The organism is Myxacorys sp., assembly GCF_059501405.1.
On the sequence record NZ_JCACCM010000174.1, the window covers coordinates 1 to 7,750 of the forward strand.

At 42.7% G+C, this 7,750-nt stretch carries 5 protein-coding genes; 1 reads left to right on the forward strand and 4 read right to left on the reverse strand.

Annotated features, from left to right (window positions below; all coding sequences use genetic code 11):
* Positions 1 to 36: 36 nt before the first annotated feature.
* Positions 37 to 162 (forward strand): hypothetical protein, encoded by a 126-nt coding sequence (locus AC5I6P_RS24730; RefSeq protein ID WP_495696432.1) that lies wholly within the window; start codon positions 37 to 39, stop codon positions 160 to 162.
* Between the two features lie 78 nt (positions 163 to 240).
* Here the strand turns inward: AC5I6P_RS24730 and AC5I6P_RS24735 are convergent, their stop codons facing one another.
* The 4 genes from AC5I6P_RS24735 to AC5I6P_RS24750 all read right to left on the reverse strand — a co-directional run bounded on the left by AC5I6P_RS24735 (position 241) and on the right by AC5I6P_RS24750 (position 7,037).
* Positions 241 to 3,480: an NACHT domain-containing protein gene (locus tag AC5I6P_RS24735; RefSeq protein ID WP_495696433.1), complete on the reverse strand. Its 3,240-nt coding sequence runs from the start codon at positions 3,478 to 3,480 to the stop codon at positions 241 to 243.
* 264 nt (positions 3,481 to 3,744) lie between these two features.
* A complete protein-coding gene (locus AC5I6P_RS24740) occupies positions 3,745 to 4,572 on the reverse strand; it encodes a hypothetical protein (RefSeq protein WP_495696434.1) in 828 nt (275 codons plus the stop codon).
* A gap of 51 nt (positions 4,573 to 4,623) precedes the next feature.
* Positions 4,624 to 5,853, reverse strand: a complete 1,230-nt coding sequence (locus AC5I6P_RS24745) for a PD-(D/E)XK nuclease domain-containing protein (RefSeq protein WP_495696435.1) — start codon at positions 5,851 to 5,853, stop codon at positions 4,624 to 4,626.
* Positions 5,841 to 7,037: an argonaute/piwi family protein gene (locus AC5I6P_RS24750; RefSeq protein WP_495696436.1), complete on the reverse strand. Its 1,197-nt coding sequence runs from the start codon at positions 7,035 to 7,037 to the stop codon at positions 5,841 to 5,843. Before AC5I6P_RS24750 ends, AC5I6P_RS24745 begins: the two co-directional genes overlap by 13 nt.
* Positions 7,038 to 7,750 lie beyond the last annotated feature (713 nt).

Below are 7,750 nucleotides of genomic sequence, written 5' to 3' on the forward strand. Positions count from 1 at the left end.
GAGCGAGAATAACTATATGTCTTCTAGATTAAGCTATTGCCGATTAAGTCTAATCAAGAACTGCTCAAAACTGAGGATATTAAGGCTGCCTTCAGCCGTGAGTTGCGCTTCCTTAAGCCATTGGATGAGCGGATTGTCGCCGCGATCGTTGGAGTCGCTTGAGATAGATGTAATTACTTTTCCCAATATTAAAGAATTGCAGAAACACGGCAAATCTTTTGGAAGCTTAGAAATTCTTTCTCATTCTTCTTGTAAATTATTATGGTACTGATGAGCAGATTTTGAAAGTAATCGAATCTGGTTACCGTTTAGCTCATACATACTTCTTAATTCATGTGAGCCTGGACCTTGTCTAAAACCGTTAACAAAATATTTGCGCTGCAAGCAAACATATATAAGTGCAAGAGATCTGTTTTCAAGAAACTGCTGAAGATAATCCTTCTTAATAAGTAATCCTGAACCTTGTTTATTATTGATTGCTACCACTTGCAGAGAATTAGCAGAATCTATCCAACCGTACAAACCATCCCACTGCAATCTGCCAAAATCAACAAGATCAGGGGCTGGTACTAAAAGATTTGGTATTGACTCTTCCTCACTACAGTCATATTCAAACTCCCCTCCTCTTAGTAACTCAATGCAGGTGTTCTGCGCTGCGTCTGTTCCTGGAACGGAGCAACTAAGGTCTATCTCACCAACTTCTATTCTCTGACGGAAAGGTAATGTATTGGGATATTCACCAATGAGCAATCGATAATCATGTGGCTCATCCAGATCAGAACGATTGTAAAAATCATCAGTAGAGCGTGCTGCTCGGCGTATTCTTGCCAAGTCTGAATATGGTACAAAAGCTGATTTAAGTAAGATGGAGAAGTTTCGATAGGAGCGCTCATCATCTGCACTAAGTTCTGGTGTATCCCTTAGACTTAAATATAAGGACAGGTAGACCCAATCGCCACTGCTATTGTCAGAGGTCTCAATTACCTGCATAGCATTTAGGAAGTTCCCATCCCATATCCAGCTCGCATGATCCAAGTGAGAAAAAACACTAAAATCATAAGCAATTGGCTCCCACCACGCTAGATATTCAGGATCTTGTGGGAGGAATGAGCGTAGATCTGTCAAATCAATATCTCTGAAATCGATCCCATGCACTCTAGGTAAAGATGTTTCTCGTTCATCTCCCCATAATTCTATTTTTCTTGGTACATGATCGGAGATAATACCTGCTAGTTGACGAAACAATATCCAGTAATACTTCTTGCCCAAACGTTCGGCCCAAACTGGTCGTGCTCGACCTCCACCGTACTTACTCAGCAGGTGCATATCATATCGATAACATTGTTGCTTTAGCCCCGGATATCCTAGTTCAGACACTTTTTGAATGAACCATCGAAAAATATCTTCTCGGCTGATTCCTAAGGCTTCAAGATCATACGCTCCCAATATTCTTGGCTCTAGCTTGTAACGTGCAAAATCTGTACCGATTCCAAAGTCACTGAGGTTCATATTTCCTTTAAAGGGTTCTTCATTAACGAGATGACTAACATCCTCCTCTGTTGGGAACGCGATAGACCAGTGACTAGCATAAGGTGGTCTAAATCGGGCGGTATTAATTGCTTGGTCTAAAATATTTTGCTGATATGCTAGCTCCACAATGAGCCTTAACCAGTCTCTGGTTAACACACTATCTGGAACAGAGTCCTGAGCAAAGAACTCAGCATAGATAGCTTCAGCAGTATCTTTGGTAAAGTATTCATCTTTAAGATGTAAAAGAGCACTATAAGCTGCGAGGCTTACACGTTCCAATATGTAGTCATCATCAACTTCAGCGAAATGCAAAATGAGTGGCTTAATGATTGTGGGTTTTATCAAAAAGAATCGCGTTAACCCTTTGCTAGCGCGATCGCGCACCCGTCTGTCTGAGGATGCACAACACCATGCCAGAAACAATGACCATAGTCGTGCAGTTTCTTCACTGAAAGTAGTAAGATCTGCTTTCAGCGACCACTCAATCAACTGCCTTGCCCTGCCTTTCCCCTCAAAGTCCTTGTGCAGAGTGGAACTCCAAAACGGATCCCTTGTTGTTAAATCAGCATCCCAGTTTAGTCTGTCTATAAATTCAGCATTCAATGGATGATTAGGAACTGGAACCATGCCAAATAGAGCACTCATGACATTGAATGCAGTTTGGCTATTGCGTAAACCCTCATAAATTAAAAACTCAGTACGGTGAGAAAAACTGCTCGGTGAACGCCACTCAAATCCTGAAAATGTAATCGGTAGAAGAACTTGAATTCGATTTACAGTATCGAGTACATCAGCCAGCTCTACGTGAAATCTTTCAGGCAAAATGATGGATAAGGCTTCGAGTACACCCCTGTTTTTTAGCAGTTCTTCAGTGTTGTCAGAAGTTGGTTGAGTTGAGTTGGCACGAGCAGTTTCGTTAGAGTACTCTAATATAGACTCTCTAATGAAACTGATAATATTTGTCTGCGGCTGCAATTCTTGCGATTGTGGAATTGCGTGAATTTTGGTGTCAATTTCATTAATAACTGAGAGAGCAATCAAAAAGTCACCGATGCGCTCAAAAGTGAATCTACAAAACCACTGTCTAGGAGCAAGAGGTCTTTCTTTCCGAAATAGAAAGGAAATAAGTCCTTCCTTCTCTAATTGCAGAAAAAGTGAACGAGTATGATCATCAGTTGAAAATATTCTACCAACTGTATCCTGAGCAATCTCACGCGGAAGAATTCGTGTTCTACGTTGGGACATCTCTCGTGCAAGTGCCTCGACAGCCGAATAGACTTTGTTGTCCCTGAAGTCATATCGACACACTTGAGCGGCACTCTTATTTTTACTGTCAAGAATAAGCCTAAGAATATCCGTGAATCCAAGAGACCCTAAAGGCAAGGATGCAAGCCCTTCGTCCTGTAGTCCAATGCAAACAAGATGTAGAAAAAGTGGATTCGCAAACTCTCGTTGCAGTAGCGGTGTAGTTGGAGGTTCTAGTTGATAAAACTCAAAAAACTTCTGTATTGCCTCAAACTCTCTCCCGACAAAACCATTATGCTCAAAGTAAGGGATCTCACTTTCATCTTCAATCACTTCATCTAGGTAAGTATCTCGACAAGATATGCAGAGCTTTAGCCAAGAAAATTGAGTGATTTGCTGACGAAGAGTAGGTAACCATGCCTGTTTCCAACGGCTTCTATCTTGTGATTCATTGAGAGCATCAATACAAATCAGAGCTGGAATTCCAGCCGATTCGCCAATCGTATCAATCATGCTCCAGAACTCATCACGGCCAACATCCCCTGGAAGCCCTAACTTTCGTACCATCACCTCCCAAGGTTCTCCACCAGCAAAGTCTTCACCGTAAAACACAAGGCAGAGTTGCCCATCTGCATACCGATGAATAGCATGATCGATAATTGCATGTGTTTTTCCTACTCCCGCTGGTCCCCGGAGAAGCATCATCTTGCTCCTAGGCAGTCTTGTATCAGGGCTTTCCAGCCACTCTTCTAGTTTCCTGAGTACAGCTAATAGTTCTCTCGATGTATCGAGTTTTGCAGCAGGAAAGTGTACATTATATTCCGCTTCAAATTGACGAAATCCAGGTGTATCAGCATTGTCACCATAATTTGCTATTAGATCATCTAGAAAAATTTGTTCTGCCTGCTGGCTGTCCTGAAGTAAATGCCCAACATGAGAATTGATAACTTCTAGATTTAGATGCCGCTCTCAAAAAGATACTTCTCTGAGTTCAATTTCTAACTGGCTAAGTTGATTAGAAATAGATGCGACTAAATCTTGGCACTCTTCTGGTAAAGAACTGGAAGTATTTATAGCTTGATGCCAAGAACTAATAGTTTTACGAAGAGTAGCAAGGAGTATCTCACTTCGCTTTTGCCACTTGTCAGTACAAGAAAACGCTTCTAAGGCAGCAAATGCAGGTACATCAACCGAAAGTTTAGGAGTGTAGCGTCTTCCTGCTTGAACTTTAGCTTCATCGAGTCTAGTACCAAACCAATCCCAACCCATAACATTGCTATCAAACCAATAGCGACGTAATCCCCCATTTATATCAACAGCAAGTAATCGATCGCATAGGACGCTTTCTGCCCAGAGTTCAATGGCGATATCAAGACCATTAGTTTGAAGCTCTTGTCGAGCATTTTGGATCCAATCACTAAGCTTTTCACTTTGACTTCTACCACGGCGACCCCTTGCTGTAGGGCCTGTAGGGTTGAATGGGATACAAAATGTATACTTCCTAAGTTCAGGATGGTTGCCTACAGCCTGCTGTAGCGATTCAGTCATCTGTGCAAATTGAGAGTCATGAAGGCCATCAAAGTACTTTGCCTGAAGTCCCCATTTCTCTCCATTTGGTGAAATCCAAAGAGCTTCGACACCACCATCCCCTCCTGCTCCTCTAAAACGTTGATATGTGCTGTTAAGTTCAACTTCTGGAGCAGTTAGACGACGAAACATTTGGCAACAAAGTTCTTCAAATGCCTCTCGTACTCCACCATTAAAAGGGCGAATTTGTTGAAAGTTAATTTCCGGCATAAGACGCTTACTAGAAACTCATGATCGCCTTTTGTAACACACTTTTATGCCCTATTCTAGAAGGTTTCCAGGGCGTGATATTACTATTGCATCTACGATTCCTGGGAGCTGCTTTAAACCATTCCGCATATAATCATGCTCTTGTGATTGGCTAGAGTTATCCCAGATGAAAGCAATGATTTGTTTATAGGTTGAACCGCTAATTAAATAAAGATTAGAATCAGCAGCAATTTGCTCAATTATGTCCTGAGGTTTGTTGCTTGCTCGCATAAACTTTACTTCTATAATGAGTGATAGGCTAGGTATTAGAAGATCCGCTCTTGGATGCATTTGTCCGATAGAGGGAGTGTAATCTTCATCTTTCAAATCAGAGAAAATAGGTGACAATAAAAAGTAAAGAAGATTTTGAACGTGATACTCATTGTCGATGTACCATTTTCGAGCCTCTTTTCCCCTTGTTCGAGCTTTATCTTCCCAAGTCCATCGACGAAATGCAGCAGGAATGCGATGGAGAATTCGCGAAACATCTTCTATTGTTGGTTTACCTAAATTAATTTCAGAGGAAATTGTTTGAATTACTTGAAATGCTGCAAGTCGAAGCGCTGCACGACTAACATTGTTGTCACTTCCCAAGCCACGCTTCATCAGTAACAACGTTGCTAACTGGTCTTGTGTTTCGGTAGGTACGTCGTAACTCAAAATCTTCTTAGAACGCAAAGCTACTCTAACATCTGCAAGATCATTAGCATCTGGAACAGCCTTTTGAGCATTAATTCCCCCAACTTGGCAAACTCCAATTAACAAACACATTTGCCAATCGTGCAAACGTGTTTGAAAAGTATGGCTCATAAATTTATTGAGCCATTCATGTAGCTGAGCCATAATATTGTTGTCTTCTAATGCCCTAGCTCCAAGTACTATTCCCAAAAGCGCAACAGCATCTGTGCAGAAACCTTGAAGTCGTCCATCTATGGAAGGCTCACGACCTATAATCCAAAGCAATCCCTCCTTCAAAGCGGATTGATGAGTTTCTTGAAGGCGATCGCACGTTGCAGCAAAGCCAAGCACAGCGATGTCTTGATATCTCCTCTGCCCACCAACATGACCAGCTACCGCAGAGGCAGCATGACCAAGTTGAAAGGGTATTTCAACATCGCCCAGTAACCATGCTGAAAACGCTTCCTCTAAATTTCCTTTTCCAGGCAAATGCATCAGCTCCCGCAAAAGCGCACTTCTTGCGTCACATAAGAGTAGTTCGTCTAGGGAAGCTACAGAAACCATCGCGTCTCACCTATCCGCCCTAACATTACGTTGGGGTTCCAAAACGAAACTGTTCCCAACTGTCCTAACATTTTTGCAATTAGCTCTGAGTAAGTGATTGTAACTGGCATAGGTGAGGGGAAGAAGCTGCGCCACGAATGACAGGAGAATGTGAACACCTGCCGAGCAAGATACGTTGTATCGTCGAAAGTTGATTCTCGATGGAGACGTAGCAAAACCGGAGTAGGAATTCCATCTTCTGGTCGCTTAACCTCATGTGCTCCAGTCAACGTGAGCAGGACTTCGGATTTTGATACACGGACAAATAGCCCTCTTTTAGGGGCAAATTTTCCCTTTCCATGTATTCGAGTTTCGTAATCCAACACTCCATCCTCAGACTCATCAAAGAGAGTAAAGGGATGTTCCTTGACAACGTGGATGAATGCGTATTCTACATCGAATTCACCAAGTTCTTTCATTAACTCCTTGACCGCCTCTGCTTCGCTATCTTTCAGAGGTTTGAAAGCATGAAAGATGAGCCGAATATGGCTTCCTAGCTGCCAATTCATAGCACGTTTTACTTTTTCAATGGTATCCCGTAAGGACTCAAGTAAGGCATCTTTGTACTCCGAAACAGGCACGGCTTTCGACAAATTGGAAAGCATATAGTTCCCGTCACCTGAGAATACTGTTGTGATACCAACAACCTGCTCTCGTTGCCCCAAGCGTCCTTGACTTAAAGCCGCACTGCCAAGCCCAAAAACGAGTTCATGCGTTATCGTAGGGTTTGCTTTAATGAGCCATGGAATTCCCCCTAGCTTCGCGTAGATAGCTAAGGACATAATGTTGAGAATGAAGCAGAGATTGTAGTCTGAGACATCAATTGTCTCAATCTCAAAATCTTGCGTAGGAATCTGTTCAGCTAAAAAGGCTGCTTTTGAGGTGAGGTATGGATTATTGTCACCGTACAAATCATGAAAAGCCTCATCAATTTGGATAAGTGCTAAGTTCCACCTGAATCCCTCACGACTTTGATAACTGAGTGCCTGTCGCACGGCTTTATCATACGCTGTGGATGTCTTATCAGTTGCTACGAAGAAGTGAGTTTCAACATCATCCAACGCATATTTATGAATTAGCCCTTTGGCAAAAGGTTGGGGCTTACCTTTCTTTGAAATCTGTGGGACAGTTACCCCTTTGAGCAACTTATACAGAAACTGCTCGACCCTTCCCTTCCGAGTGCCTTGGCAGATTATACAGATTCGAGGCGTTGAAGGGGTGAAAGTTGTTGATGTATAAGGACCATATTCATTCAGCCCTCGATCGTGCCAAGTATCAGTCTTCTCACCAGAATCGTTAAAGACATAGACCGTGCGAGGTACTGTATGAACTGGAGGTAGCGTTTTATCTTCGTTTTCGGATAGGAATGGCTGAAGAGTAAACGTTACTCCGGGAAGTATCTCCAAGGATTGTTCAGAGAAATACTTTGCTACAGCCCTAAGTCGCTTAAGCCGCGATGGACCACTTCGAAAGTCAGCCAGGAGAGCGCCTAAATCCTCCTCCACCTCGGGCAATCGCTCTTTGAATATATGTTTTAGGCAAAGATTGAATGCTTCTCGACGCGGCTCTAGAAAAACTTTTTGAGCAGAAACTACCTCCATGCCTTCTCGTGTATCAATCAGTTTAAGCTGGTCACCTTCAGTCGATTGAACCTGCCCCAGAAGCCTAAACCAAGAGGCTATTCGGGGGTCACTAGGCTTAACTGATTCACTGACATACAGTCCGGACAATGAGATTCCTTTTTCAAGCAGTGCGTCGCATGGCAAACTGATCCACTTAGTCGTGCGAACGTTTAGGGTAAGCCCCTGCTTGACTGACAGAAGTACTGGAAGTTGAAACGAAAGCTAGGAGGGAAGCA